Annotated in this window: 12 protein-coding genes and 1 pseudogene; 4 read left to right on the top strand and 9 right to left on the bottom strand. The window is 60.1% G+C overall.

Translation table 11 applies throughout. The annotated features are described in order from the left end of the window. Positions 1-238: 238 nt before the first annotated feature. Genes MHM85_RS03965 through cynS form a run of 4 tightly spaced genes read left to right on the top strand, consistent with a single transcriptional unit; the run spans position 239 to position 3,923 of the window. Positions 239-1,663, top strand: coding sequence for a CmpA/NrtA family ABC transporter substrate-binding protein (locus MHM85_RS03965; protein WP_139525369.1), 1,425 nt, complete (start codon positions 239-241; stop codon positions 1,661-1,663). 2 nt (positions 1,664-1,665) lie between these two features. Continuing rightward, positions 1,666-2,523, top strand: coding sequence for a nitrate ABC transporter permease (gene ntrB / locus MHM85_RS03960; protein ID WP_139525368.1), 858 nt, complete (start codon positions 1,666-1,668; stop codon positions 2,521-2,523). Between the two features lie 10 nt (positions 2,524-2,533). Next, positions 2,534-3,490 carry an ABC transporter ATP-binding protein gene (locus MHM85_RS03955; RefSeq protein WP_153842311.1) on the top strand — a complete coding sequence of 319 codons (957 nt, stop codon included), beginning with the start codon at positions 2,534-2,536 and terminating at the stop codon, positions 3,488-3,490. Continuing rightward, complete coding sequence (gene cynS / locus MHM85_RS03950; protein ID WP_153842310.1) at positions 3,483-3,923, top strand: cyanase; 441 nt, start codon at positions 3,483-3,485, stop codon at positions 3,921-3,923. Before MHM85_RS03955 ends, cynS begins: the two co-directional genes overlap by 8 nt. Here cynS and MHM85_RS03945 read toward each other — a convergent pair. The 9 genes and pseudogenes from MHM85_RS03945 to MHM85_RS03905 all read right to left on the bottom strand — a co-directional run bounded on the left by MHM85_RS03945 (position 3,908) and on the right by MHM85_RS03905 (position 12,872). Next, on the bottom strand, positions 3,908-4,756 hold the full coding sequence (locus MHM85_RS03945; protein ID WP_153842309.1) for a fructosamine kinase family protein: 849 nt from the start codon (positions 4,754-4,756) through the stop codon (positions 3,908-3,910). The two genes, cynS and MHM85_RS03945, sit on opposite strands and share 16 nt — an antisense overlap. A gap of 73 nt (positions 4,757-4,829) precedes the next feature. Next, on the bottom strand, positions 4,830-6,314 hold the full coding sequence (gene xylB, locus MHM85_RS03940) for a xylulokinase (RefSeq protein ID WP_153842308.1): 1,485 nt from the start codon (positions 6,312-6,314) through the stop codon (positions 4,830-4,832). Further along, positions 6,314-7,801: a mannitol dehydrogenase family protein gene (locus MHM85_RS03935; protein ID WP_153842307.1), complete on the bottom strand. Its 1,488-nt coding sequence runs from the start codon at positions 7,799-7,801 to the stop codon at positions 6,314-6,316. The genes xylB and MHM85_RS03935 overlap by 1 nt, the downstream gene beginning before the upstream one ends. A 36-nt stretch (positions 7,802-7,837) precedes the next feature. After that, entirely contained in the window at positions 7,838-8,458 is a 621-nt protein-coding gene (locus MHM85_RS03930; RefSeq protein ID WP_153842306.1) for a nucleoside/nucleotide kinase family protein, read from the bottom strand. Between the two features lie 7 nt (positions 8,459-8,465). Next, entirely contained in the window at positions 8,466-9,251 is a 786-nt protein-coding gene (locus tag MHM85_RS03925; protein ID WP_153842305.1) for an L-iditol 2-dehydrogenase, read from the bottom strand. Next, on the bottom strand, positions 9,235-9,933 hold the full coding sequence (locus MHM85_RS03920) for an HAD-IA family hydrolase (protein WP_139525361.1): 699 nt from the start codon (positions 9,931-9,933) through the stop codon (positions 9,235-9,237). Before MHM85_RS03920 ends, MHM85_RS03925 begins: the two co-directional genes overlap by 17 nt. Continuing rightward, entirely contained in the window at positions 9,930-11,087 is a 1,158-nt protein-coding gene (gene ugpC, locus MHM85_RS03915) for a sn-glycerol-3-phosphate ABC transporter ATP-binding protein UgpC (protein ID WP_139525360.1), read from the bottom strand. The genes MHM85_RS03920 and ugpC overlap by 4 nt, the downstream gene beginning before the upstream one ends. An 11-nt stretch (positions 11,088-11,098) precedes the next feature. After that, a pseudogene (locus MHM85_RS03910) lies at positions 11,099-11,949 on the bottom strand (carbohydrate ABC transporter permease). Positions 11,950-11,981: 32 nt separating this feature from the next. Further along, on the bottom strand, positions 11,982-12,872 hold the full coding sequence (locus MHM85_RS03905) for a sugar ABC transporter permease (protein WP_139525358.1): 891 nt from the start codon (positions 12,870-12,872) through the stop codon (positions 11,982-11,984). Positions 12,873-12,904: the final 32 nt, after the last annotated feature.

The raw sequence follows: 12,904 nt of genomic DNA, 5'->3' as shown, positions 1-12,904 counted from the left end.
AATCACGAATTTTCGTTATTTAAACAACGAAATATCGTCATTGACGAAAAATCGTGACGAATTCGTTGACTCAGCGACTGCCTTCTCACACCAGTAACCCTATGACTCATCGACAAAAACATCAGAAAAACTCGTTTTGGCATATAAGTCGCTATCTATGGACATAGCGCCGCAGGGAATCGTTACGCACCAAGACGGCGCAGCTTAAACCCCTTTTGCTCCTGTGAGGTGAACGTCCATGAAAGAGAACAACGACCCCAGCAGTCTTGGCAACCCGTTCGATCATCGCCAATCACTGATTCACGGACGACAGTGCGATTGCCATCAGTGCTCCCCCTCCCAACCCAACAGCGCTAGGTCCCCGCATCAGACAAACGCAGTGGCACCATCGTTAACGCCAAGCAGCGCCGATGACGTTATGGATCGAGTGGTCGAAAGCGCCTTAATACGCGGCATGTTTGGCCATAGCGACATGCACCGCCGTCAGTTCATGAAGCTGGTGGGTGGCGGCACGGCCGCCGCGGCGTTAGCGAGCCTGTTCCCCCTAGATTCGATCAAAGCCGCCGTCAAAGAGAGTTTAGGTCCGCTCGAGAAAACCCAGCTTAATGTGGGCTTCGTTCCCATTACCTGCGCTACCCCCATCATCATGGCCCACCCCATGGGTTTTTATGAGCGCTACGGCCTGGATGTCTCGGTCATCAAAACCGCGGGGTGGGCAGTGGCGCGGGATAAATCCCTTAACCGCGAATACGACGCGGCGCACATGCTAACGCCCATGCCATTGGCCATGACCCTCGGTGCGGGTTCCACGCCCGAGCCATTCATCATGCCAGCGGTAGAAAACATCAACGGTCAGGCCATCGTGCTACATAACGACCACCTGGATAAGCGCGATCCGCAGCAGTGGAAAGGCTTTACCTTTGGCGTACCGTTCGAGTACTCCATGCACAACTTCCTACTGCGCTACTATGTCGCCGAGCACGGCTTGGATCCGGATCAAGATATTCAAATTCGCGTGATTCCGCCGCCCGAGATGGTCGCCAACCTGCGGGCAGGCAACATCGACGGCTTCTTATCACCCGACCCCTTCAACCAGCGCGCGGTATTCGAACGCATCGGCTTCATTCATCTGCTGACCAAAGAGATTTGGGACGGACACCCCTGCTGCGCCTTTGCCACCAGCGCCCGCTTTGCCCGCGAGAACCCGAACACCTACGGCGCTTTGCTTCGCGCGATTATCGACGCGACACAGTACTCCTCCGACCCTGCCAACCGCTCAGAGATTGCCGAAGCCATTGCTCCGACGAATTACCTGAACCAGCCGGTCACGGTCATAGAGCAAGTACTCACCGGGCGCTTTGCCGACGGTTTGGGCGGCGTACAGAACGTGCCCGACCGCATCGATTTCGACCCCTTCCCCTGGCACTCCATGGCGGTCTGGATCCTGACGCAGATGAAGCGCTGGGGCTATATCGAAGGCGACGTGGATTATCAGCAGATCGCTCGGGACGTGTATCTGGCTACCGATGCGCAGACCGTGATGCGCGAGCTGGGCTATGAAGCGCCCGAAGAGACCGCCCGCAACTACCAAATCATGGGCAAGACCTTTGATTACACCCAGCCCGAAGCGTACGTCGACAGCTTCGCCATTCGGAGGGGTTAACCATGGACCGCACCACTACCGAGTGGAAATTGAGCCTAAACGTTCGCGCCACGATTCTTGCCATCATGTTGCTGGTCGTGGGTCTGGGCATCTGGGAAGGGTTGAATCAATCCCCGCTCATGGGGGGAGGTGCCGAGCTGAGCGAATACGAGCAGCTGCTGGCCGGGGCCGATGAGAGCGCTAAAGTACCGCCACCTTCAGAAATCGCCGTCAAAGCGTGGCAAGAGCTTTCGAACCCTTTTTATGATGCAGGCCCCAACGATAAAGGCATTGGCATTCAGCTGGGCTATTCGCTGTATCGCGTGCTCAGCGGCTATTTGCTGGCCGCGCTGGTGGCGATTCCCATTGGCTTTTTGATTGGCATGTCGCCGCTGGCGTACAGAGCGCTCAACCCGTTCATTCAGGTGTTGCGGCCCATCTCCCCGCTGGCCTGGATGCCGCTGGCACTGTTCATCATTCGCGATTCCGAAGCCTCCGCCATCTTCGTGATCTTTATCTGCTCCATTTGGCCCATGCTGCTCAACACGGCCTTTGGCGTGGCGGGCGTACGCAACGACTGGGTGAACGTGGCCCGCACCCACGAGCTGTCGTCGCTGCAAACGGCCTTCAAGGTCATTCTACCTGCGGCAGCGCCCACCATTCTGACCGGTATGCGGATCTCCATCGGCATCGCCTGGCTGGTCATCGTGGCCGCCGAGATGCTGGTGGGCGGTACGGGCATTGGCTACTACGTCTGGAACGAGTGGAACAACCTCGACCTGACCAGCGTGATCTTTTCCATCCTAATGATCGGCGTGGTGGGCATGCTGCTGGATATGTCGCTTGCCTATATTGCCCGCTTCGTCACTTACGCCGAATAAGGAGCCGACCATGAGTCATGCGTTCGTAGAGGTACAGAAAGCTGCCAAGCGCTTCCCAAGTGCCAGTAAAGAAGCCGAACCGCTGACGGTGTTCGAGAACATCAGTTTTCAGCTCGAGAAAGGCGAATTCGTGTGCATCATCGGCCACTCTGGCTGCGGTAAATCCACCATCATGAACGCGCTCGCCGGGCTGGATCAGTTCTCCGAAGGGTCCTTGGTGATGGAGAACAAAGAGATCAGCGGCCCAGGCCTCGAGCGCGGCGTGGTGTTCCAAAACTACAGCCTGCTGCCCTGGCTAACCGCGCTTGAAAACGTTCGCTTTGGCGTACGCGCCCGGTGGAAAACGTGGAGCGATCGAGAAGTTACCGACCACAGCATGAAGTACCTGGACATGGTCGGCTTGAAAGAAGTGGTGGACCGCAAGCCCTCCCAGCTCTCTGGCGGTATGCGTCAACGGGTGAGCATCGCCCGGGCGTTTGCCACCAAGCCCAAACTGCTGCTGTTGGATGAGCCGTTTGGCGCGCTGGATGCGCTGACCCGGGGCGTCATTCAAGACGAGCTGATCAACATCTGGAGCCAGGATCAGCAAACCGTGTTCATGATTACCCACGATGTGGACGAAGCGATCTTGCTGGCCGACCGCATCTTTTTGATGACCAACGGCCCCCAGGCGCGTATCGCCGAGGCGGTGGAGATCGATCTGCCACGGCCGCGCCAGCGGGCAAGTATCGTTAAACACCCGCACTTCTACACGATTCGTAACTACCTGGTCGACTTCCTGGTGAACCGCTCCGGCGAGCTGCGCACCCAGGAGTTCGACGGCCAAGGCCTGCGCTATCCCACACCGGTCAACCCGGTGCAACTAGCGACTGCCGAGGCCACCACGGTTTCAACCCCGGCAACCCCTGCCACCGAATCCCAAGAAAACCTAGTGAAGTTCACTCCCAAGGAGGTCCGTCATGGATAAGCTAGAAATGCGTCATACCCTGCTGGCTGCCAAGGCCCGCAAAAAACTGAGTTGGGACGACATTGCCAGCGCCGTCGGCATGTCGCCGGTGTGGGTCGCCTCTGCCTGCTACGGCATGAACAGCGCCAGCGCCGATATCGCTCATAAACTCTGCGACGTACTCGAAGTGGATGGCGACGTCGCTACCGCACTCACGGCCTTCCCCACCAAAGCGTGGGATGAAGCGATTCCCCAAGACCCGTTCATCTACCGGCTCTACGAAGTGGTGGGCGTGTACGGCGAAACGCTCAAGGACGTGGTGCAGGAGAAGTTCGGCGACGGCATCATGAGCGCCATCGACTTCACCATGGAGGTGGATAAGGTCGAAGACCCGAAAGGCGACCGTGTGCTGCTCACCCTCAACGGCAAATTCCTGCCCTATAAATCCTGGTAGTGCTCCAGCCGCGCGACGCTGCGCTCGACGCCGCCACGGTAGCTGACGCCAAACAGCAGTAGGTGGTTGAGCAGCGGATAGAGCTGAAACAGCGCCTCACGCCTCGGCCAGTCGGCCGGGGCGTTGCCGTTCCAGTAAGCCTCGAAAAACGCGTCACCGGGGGAGCCGAACAGCGTCAGCATGGCCAGGTCGGTCTCGGGGTAGTGGCGATAAATCGCCGGGTCGATCAGCGCTGGCCCGCAGGGCGTGGTCAGTACATTGCCGGACCATAGGTCGCCGTGAAGCAAACTCCCGGGGCCGTCCGGCAACCAGCGCTCAAGCTGTTCGGCCTGCTGCTCGATACGGCGACGTAGCGCGCTATCGAGTAAACCACGCTGAAAGCAAGCCTCGCAAAGAGGGAGCAGGCGCCGCTCGCGCTGGAACTGCCGCCCATCGGCCAGTGGCGCATTGGGCTGCGGGGTCAATCCGCAGGCGTTGTCTTCATGCCAACCATGGGAGCTGCCTATCACGCCGTGCAGCTGGCGAAGCCCCTCCCCTAGCGCGGTCGCATCCTGCCGGTTGGCGGGCTGAGTCTCCAGGGCTTCTATCACCAACCAGCCTTCCGCCTGGCCGAGCACTTCCGGAATGATGAGCGAGGTATGGGCCCCGGCCAGGGCGTGCAGGCCCTTTGCCTCGCCCCTAAGACGCTCGGGATCGTCGTGCTTCACGATCACCCGCCCCTGGCGCGTGGATAACGTGTACACCGCTGCACTGTCGCCGCCGCTTAGCGGCTCTAGTTCGCCGGTTGGCGCTATATCGTGAGTCGTGAGCAGATGGCGTAAGCGCGCCTCCATGGCATTCTCCGCTGCGTTACCGTGGTTGAATAGATCACGCTACAGGGCCATCGACCATGAAGGCAATGGGGGGTTATAGCGTATGGCGCTGCCCTAGCGCAGCCAAATAGCGCCGATAGGCCGCTTCATAGGTCGCCACACGCTCGACATCGGGCTCCGCCAGCGAGGCAGCATCCAGATGCACTAGGCGCTCGCAGAGCGATGCCAGGCTGACCCCCTCGGCCTGTAGATCGCACCAGGCCGCTTGAATGGCAGCCCCTAGCGCAGCGGCATCGGTAATCTCGGGGCAGATCACCTGGGTACGGGTAATGTCCGCCACCATCTGCCGCCACACCGGGCTGTTCGCCCCGCCGCCAATCAGCCGAATCTGGCTGGTGCCTGCGGCAAGCTCACCCAACAGCTCCAGCCCATAGCGTAGACCAAAGGTCGCGCCCTCCATTACGCCTCGGCAGAGGTTGGCCTGGGTCATGTTCAGGCTGGTCAACCCGAGAAAATCGCCGGCGGCATCGGGCAGCATGGGCACCCGCTCGCCGTTAAAAAACGGCAATACGGTGACACCTTCAGCGCCAATCGGGGCGCTGGCGACCTGTTCGCTAAAGGCGGCCAAATCCAGCCCAAACAGTTCACGCACGCGAGTCGTTGCCGAGGTCACGTTCATGGTGCAAATCAGCGGCAACCACCCCCCGTGGCTGGCGCAAAAATTCGCCACCATGGCGCTGTCACACACCACGGGACTAGGCGAGTAAGCGCACACCGTGCCGGAGGTGCCCAAGCTGAGCGTGACCAGTCCTTGGGTAATATTGCCGGTGCCAATCGCCCCCATCATGTTGTCACCACCGCCGGAGGAGACCACCACGTTATCGCTCAGCCCCAGCTCCTGCGCCACTAGCGGGCGCACCCGGCCTGCTGGTTCATGGGCGTCAATAATCCGAGGTAATACACGGTCAGGGTCGAGCTCCGGCGCAATGGCGGCAAACACCGCTTTCTGCCAGCACTGGGCGCGGGTATCGAAGTAGCCAGTGCCCGAGGCGTCGCCTGCCTCGGTCACGCGTTCGCCGGTTAGCCAGAAGTTTAGATAGTCATGGGGCAGCAAGAGTGTGGCAATACGCTGATAGGCATCCGGATGGTGGTTGCGTAGCCAAGCCACTTTTGAGGCGGTGTAGCCGGTTTGCAGCACCAGGCCCAGCTTCTCCAGGCAGCCCGCCTCGCCCCCCAGCGTTTCCACTAGTGCGCTATTTTGAGCGCTGGTTTCGGTATCGCACCACAGCTTGGCGGGATACACCGGCACGCCATCGGCATCGAGTGCCACCATGCCGTGCTGCTGGCCAGACACGCCGATGCCGCGCACCTGCTTGGCATCGATGCCGGCGCGCTCAATCGCTTGAAAGAACGCGCCTTTGAGCGCCGCCAGCCACTCCGCGGGTGCCTGCTCCCGGCGGCCATGCTCCCCTTCATCCAGGCGATGCGGGCGGCTGCCCTCGCCCAGAATGACGCCCCGCTCCACATCAACCACCACGACTTTGGTACTTTGCGTACCGCAATCCACCCCGATATACATCACAACGTTCCTTTGGACGCGACCAGAGCCTCAAGAGTAGCCCGTGCGCCTCGTTCATGCAGCGACTTCAGTGCCTCCAGGTAGGCGTTAAGGAAACGAGGCTGGTCCGCCAAGTCGCCAAACAGCTCGCGGTTTTCCACGAAGGCCGCTGGATGGGTGCGGTTATTGGCGGCAATGGCCATTAACGGCTCGCGCAAACGGTCCACGATCTCAATGGACTGACCCTGCTCATCGACGCCTTCGGCGTAGCGTGCCCAGCTGGCCACCACGGCGGCGCTGCGCTCAATCTCACCGCCCTGGGCAAGCTGCTGGCGAATCACCGGCACTAACCATTTAGGAATGCGATCCGAGCTTTCGGCGCACAGCCGCGCCAAGGTGTCTCTGATTTGCGGGTTCGCAAAGCGCTCGATCAGCGTCAGCCGGTAGGTTTCTAGATCTACCCCCGGCACGGGGGCCAGCGTCGGCGTGCCCTCTTCGCGCATGTAACCGAGCAAGAACTCGACAAACAGCGGGTCTTGGCACACCTCATGGGCGTAGCGGTAGCCCGCCAAATAGCCAAAGTAGGTCAGCGCCTGATGGCTGGCATTGAGCAGGCGCAGCTTCATGAGTTCGTACGGTTCGACATCCTCGACAACTTGAACGCCGACCTTCTCGAACGCCGGGCGGCCCAAGGGGAAGTGATCTTCCAACACCCACTGGGTAAAGGGCTCACACACCACGGGCCAGGCATCTTCCACGCCAAAGCGCTGGGAGAGCTCTTCGATATCCGTGGGCGCGGTCACTGGCGTGATGCGGTCCACCATGGCGTTGGGGAACGCTACCTCAGCGGCTAGCCAGTCGCCCAGCTCCGCACTGCGGGCGCGGGCGTAGGCGCTGAACATGCGCTTGGCGACATCGCCGTTGCCTTGAATGTTATCGCAGGACATCACCGTAAACGATGCAATACCCCGTGCCCGGCGGCGTACCAGGGCTTCCACCACCAAGCCAAAGCTGGTGGAGGGGCGCTCAGGGTGGGCGAGATCGTCGCGCACCTGGGGGGCGTCCAAGTTGAATTCTCCGGACACCGGATGAAAGTTGTAGCCGCCCTCCGTAACGGTGAGCGAGACAATTTTGATGGCGGGGTCGGCCATGGTTTCGATGACCGCCTCGGGGTCTTCCGAGGCAAACAGGTAGTTCACCATGCTACCAATCACCCGAGGCTGATACTCACCGTCAGGGTGCTTGACCACCAGCGTATAGAGGTAGTCTTGCGCAGCGAGGGCCTGCTGCATGCGCTTGTCGCCGGGCATGACCCCCACGCCCACAATGCCCCAATTCAGCGCTTCGCCCTGGTTCATCAGCGCATCCACGTACATGGCCTGATGGGCTCGATGAAAACCACCAACGCCAATATGCACGATGCCAGGCGTCACGGCCTGACGATCATAGGTTGGCGTCTCGACCGCCGCGCTGAGGGCACCCATGTTGTGGTTGTTAAGCTGGGTCATCGTCACTCTCCGGGTTATGGGTTAGGCAAGCGCGTCCTAGCGCCAGCGCTGGTCAGGTGTCACGCTGCAGGTTTTGACCAGCGCGGCATTGAGCATGTCTTTTTGGTGGGTACGCTCGAGGGCACCGGTCCGGTCTTGGCCCATACAGAGCCAGCGGTTCACCAGCCGCTCCACGAGCACGGCATCGTCCACGTCGATAAATACCGTCCAGTCGAACAGCGCGTGCAGTGAACGCCACGGGTCTTGGTCCAGTAGTAGGTAGTTGCCCTCCACGATCACGATGCGATGCTCTGGCGTCACGAGCCGCCCACCGGCACGGGCAAGATCCAGCGGTCGATCAAAGACCGGTACAGCGACCGGCTTATCCACACGACGGATGCGCGTCAAATCATGATGCAACCCCTCCACATCGAAGGTATGGGGCGCGCCTTTCACAGGAAGCTGCTCATCGCCCAGTACGGCGTTATCGAAGTGGTAGCCATCCATCGGCACCACCACCGCCTGCCCAGGGCGCAGCTGGTTGATCGCCTCACAGAGCAGCGCGCTGCGGTAGGATTTTCCTGCCCCCGGCGGCCCCGCCAGGGCAACCATCCAGCGCGCCTTGCCGTCGGCAGCATCCAGTAGTTGGTGGCTTAACGAAACAAGATCAGGGCTCATGGGCGTCTTAGCTCATCCAGTTGCCGCCATCGACGTTCAGGGTTTGGGCGACAACGTAATCGCTATCCTGGCTGGCAAGAAACACGGCGGCGCCGGTGTGATCTTCCGGCAGCCCCATACGGCCAAAGGGCACCGACTCGCCCACTAAGCGCTTTTTCTCACCCAGCGGGCGGTTCTCGTAGCGGGCGAACAGCGCATCGACCTCTTCCCACATCGGGGTATCCACTACGCCGGGGGCAATGCCATTCACATTGATGTGGTGTTTGATCAAATCGAGACCGCAGGACTGGGTCAGGCTAATCACGGCGGCTTTGCTAGCGCAGTAAACGCTTACTAGCGGCTCGCCTCGTCTACCCGCCTGGGAGGCCATATTGATGATCTTACCCCCCTGGCCTTGGGCCACCATGGCGCGGGCTACGGCCTGCAGGGTGAAAAACATGCCCTTGGTATTCACCGCAAACTGTTTATCGAAGCTGGCCTGGGTCACGTCCAGCACCGGCGCCATATCGAACACCGCCGCGTTATTGACCAAAATATCAATGCCGCCAAAGCGCTCGGTGACGCTCTCCACCATGGCATCGATGGAGCCTTGGTCACACACGTTCAGCACCACGCCCATGACCCGCTCGGCGCTAGCATCCTGCTGCAGCGTGGCGAGCGCGTCTTCGATGGCGTTGGCATCGATATCGGCCACCACCACCTGGGCTCCTTCGGCCAAGTAGCGCTGGGCAATGGCGAGCCCGATGCCACGGGCACCGCCGGTAATCACGGCACGTTTATCGAGCAGTTTCATTGTTATCGTTTCCTTGCAGATGTAGTTGCCACTCGTCGACCAAGGCGTTGAGCCCACGCATATGGGGCAAAATTCGCCAAGCACCCGCCGCGAGCAGGCGGTTAGACTGCTCGTCGTCGATATGGCTGGCGCCCACAAAACCAATCACCCGCATGCCGGCGGCATGGGCAGCGCTCACCCCTGCCACACTGTCTTCGACCACTAGACAGCGGCTGGGCGGGCAACCCAACTCGCTTGCCGCCAAGCGATAAATCGCGGGGTCCGGTTTGGGGTTGTCGACCTGCTCGGCGGTGAAAATGGGGGCGTCGCCCAGCGCCTCTTTCAATTGTGTCGTGGCGAGCGATGCCAGCACGCGGCAGCGGCGGCTGTTGGAGACCACGGCTTTGGGTAAATCGATACCGCTCACAGCGTCGTGAACCCCTTCAATAGCGGTGAGTTCTCGCGCTAGACGCGCTTCTATAGCGCTATCGACGACTTCAGAGGCATTGGACGGCAGCGGATAGCGGCTTAACTGCGCCAAGTGCTTTAGGATGTCGGCGGTCGTCATGCCCAGGGCTTGGCTGAGCAGCGAGGGAATATCCAGATCCGGCAGCCACTGCACAAGGTGGGTTTCCAAGGTCTCTTCCGCCAGTGCCTCGCTATCCACCAAGACGCCATCGCAATCAAAAATCAGCACCTTCATACCTGCGCTCCGGGCGTAGGCGTCTCGGTCGCCGCACGGTTATCCTGTCGGGTCAGGCTGGCCAGCGGGTGCTGTGACAGGCTTTCTAGCGCCAACCCTTGGGCATCGAACAGATGAGCACGCTCGGCGGCAAAGCCAAACTGCACGGTATCGTTCACCCGGTAGGCCACGTCGCCATCGGCCATGAGGGTGATGAGCAGCTCGCCCATCTGAACGTACAGCGAGGTCTGCCCGCCCAAGCGCTCCAACACTTTGATTTGGCCACTCAGCGGGCCGTTTTCATCCAACTGTAGGTGCTCAGGACGAATACCTAGCTCCAGCGCTTCGTCGCTGGCGAGCCCTTCGCCCGAGACGGGAATGGTGCACGGCCGCCCGCCGGGCAGGCGCACGGTGACACCGTCATCGCCAATGGAGCGCTGCTCGACGCTGAAGAAGTTCATCTTGGGCGAGCCAATAAAGCCCGCCACGAAGCGGTTACGCGGATGGTGATAGAGCGCCATGGGCGAGCCCACCTGCTCCACCACGCCATCGTGCAACACGACGATTTTATCGGCCATGGTCATGGCTTCTATCTGGTCGTGGGTCACGTAAATCATCGTGGCATCCAGCTCTTCATGCAGCCGCGCCAGCTCGATACGCATCTGCACACGCAGCGCCGCGTCTAGGTTGGAAAGCGGCTCGTCGAACAGGAAGATGCTGGGGTTACGCACGATCGCCCTGCCAATCGCCACCCGCTGGCGCTGGCCGCCGGACAGCGCTTTGGGCTTGCGGTCCAACAGCGGCTCGAGCTGAAGGATCTTGGCGGCTTCCAGCACTTTGGCGCGGCGCTCTTTTTTGGGCACGCCAGCCAAGCGCATGCTAAAGCCCATGTTGCCCTCGACGGTCATGTGCGGGTAAAGCGCATAGCTCTGAAACACCATTGCCAATCCACGGTCGGCGGGTCCCACGTCGTTCATGCGCTGGCCATCGATGAGAATATCGCCGTCGCTGGCGCTCTCCAACCCCGCGATCATGCGCATCAGCGTGGATTTACCGCAGCCCGAGGGGCCAACGAACACCACGAACTCACGATCATTCACGTCGAGATCGATACCTTTGATGACCTGGGTGTCGCCAAACCGCTTGGTAATGTTCTTGAGTTGTAAGGTCGCCATGGGGAACTCCTTTACTTGACGGCGCCAAAGGTCAGGCCACGCACCATTTGTTTTTGGGTCAGCCAACCGAGGATCAGGATGGGGGCAATAGCCATGGTGGACGCCGCCGACAGCTTGGCCCAAAACAGCCCTTCAGGACTCGAGAAGGAAGCAATGTAGGCGGTCAATGGCGCGGCTTTCGACGACGTTAAGTTGAGGCTCCAGAACGCCTCGTTCCAGCTCAAAATCACCGACAGTAACCGGTAGAGGCAATGCCCGGCAGCGTGAGCGGTAACAGCAGGAAAAACACTTCCTGCAACGTAGAGGCACCGTCCATCCGGCCCGCTTCGAGGATGTCTTTGGGCATGTCTTTGAAGAAGGTGTAGAGCATCCACACCACGATGGGCAGGTTCATCAGGGTATAGACGATGATCAGCCCAGTGCGGGTATCCAGCAGCCCGACATCTCTAAAAATCAGATAGATAGGCACCAAAACACCCACCGGAGGCAGCATCTTGGTGGAGAGCATCCACAGCAGCGTGCCCTTGGTGCGCTTGGTGGGTAAAAACGCCATGGCGTAGGCCGAGGGAATGGCGATCAGCAGCGCTAAAAAGGTCGAGCCAAACGCCACGGCTACGCTATTTAGTGCAAAGCGGGCGTAGCCCGAGCGGTCCTGTACCGCCTGATAGCTTTCCAGGGTGGGCGAAAAAATAAAGCTGGGATCGGCAATCGCCGCTGTCTCGGTTTTGAACCCCGTCAGCACCATCCAGAGGATGGGAAAAAAGATGATCAGCGCGATGGTCCAGCCCAACAGGGTGAGCACCAGTTGCCTCATCGGCAACGAGCGAGTGTGTGCTGGTGCGCTATTACGATGCGTTGTCATTGAAATGCTCCCAAGACGCCCTGGTGCCGGGGTCAGTCTTCTAAGTTCTTAGCGACCATGCGGACAAGGAAAATCGCGACGATATTGGCGAGAATGATGGCGATCACCCCACCCGCCGAGGCCATGCCCACATCGAAATCCAGCAGCGCTTGGATATAGATCAAATAAGCCAAGTTGGTCGTCGCGAGCCCCGGCCCGCCGGAGGTGGTGACGAATATCTCGGCAAAAATCGTCAGCAGGAAGATCATTTCGATCATGATCACCACGCTTATAGCACGCTTGAGATGCGGCAGCGTGATGAAGAAAAAAATCGCCAGCGGCCCTGCGCCATCCATCCGGGCGGCCTCCACCTGGTCCTCATCCAGCGATTGCATGGCCGTGAGTAGAATGAGGAGCGCGAACGGCAGCCACTGCCACGAGACGATAATGATGATGGAGGTCAGCGGTAGCGACGAGAACCAGTCCAGCGCGGGGAGCCCTAACGACTCCGCCAGCCATGCCAGGACCCCATTGGAGGGGTGCATCATCATGTTTTTCCACACCAGCGCGCTGACCGTTGGCATGACGAAGAAGGGAGAGATCGCCAGTACGCGGGCGATACCCTGCCCGGCAAACTCCTGTTGAAACAGCACCGCCAACAGCGTGCCGCCTACAACGGTGACCACCAGCACCCAGCCCACCAGCAGCAGCGTGGTGCCCATGGCCGACCAGAGCGCGGGGTCGGTGAGCAGATACTCGTAGTTCTCCAACCCGGCAAAGCCGGTCATTCCGGGCATCAGCAGGTTGTAGCGCTGAAAAGAGAACCAGAGGGTCATGCCTAAAGGCACGATCATCCAGAGCAGCAACAGCGTGACGGCGGGCGCTTGAAGCGACAGCGTCCTCAGCCCGCCGACCGTCCGGCCAGAAGCACGTGTTCTATTCATGTAAATACCTGCAAGAAAGACCTGCGAGAACC

Source organism: Halomonas sp. McD50-4, from assembly GCF_022348135.1.
Taxonomy (GTDB): Bacteria; Pseudomonadota; Gammaproteobacteria; order Pseudomonadales; family Halomonadaceae; genus Vreelandella; species Vreelandella piezotolerans.
This window is presented reverse-complemented; position numbering and strand designations above follow the sequence as displayed.